The following is a 471-nucleotide window of genomic DNA, read 5'->3' as shown; positions in this document are numbered from 1 at the left end:
TTTTGTTTTCCCCAGGAAATTACATCAAGACTTTTGCAAATCCAAAAACGATTTTTTTGAATTTTCAGCCATAAAAAAAGTTTATTGAAACAATGTTCAATAAACTTTCTGTATCATCAATAAAAATCGATATTACAAAGAATTTCACCAACTATTTTTGACTATTAAAAACCGATATGGACCACTAATAATGAAGTCAAAAAGGTGTCTTAAAAGATGGTTTAAAAATATAAAATAAATCTTTACTCTGAGCTGTTTTCTATCAGAACCCATAGCTGATGCCGGCGGTAACAATACCCTTGTTTCCATATCCTACTTCAGCAAATCCTGCCAGTTTTTTGCCCACTCTTAATCCCGCAGGACTTACCTGATAGGCAAAGCCAACTTTGCTGTCTTTGGCAGTCTGGCCGTTTTTACGCTCTGTTGACGAAGTAAGATTAACACCTGCCGCTGCCGAGCCATAAAAATTCA

General features: G+C 35.5%; 1 pseudogene. It reads right to left on the bottom strand.

Annotated elements, in window-relative coordinates:
• Positions 1 to 262 precede the first annotated feature (262 nt).
• A pseudogene (locus LC419_RS23785) lies at positions 263 to 471 on the bottom strand (hypothetical protein); the annotation flags it as partial.

Origin of the sequence: Chryseobacterium sp. OSA05B (assembly GCF_019970065.1) — a bacterium.
Lineage (GTDB): Bacteria > Bacteroidota > Bacteroidia > Flavobacteriales > Weeksellaceae > Chryseobacterium.
This window is presented reverse-complemented; position numbering and strand designations above follow the sequence as displayed.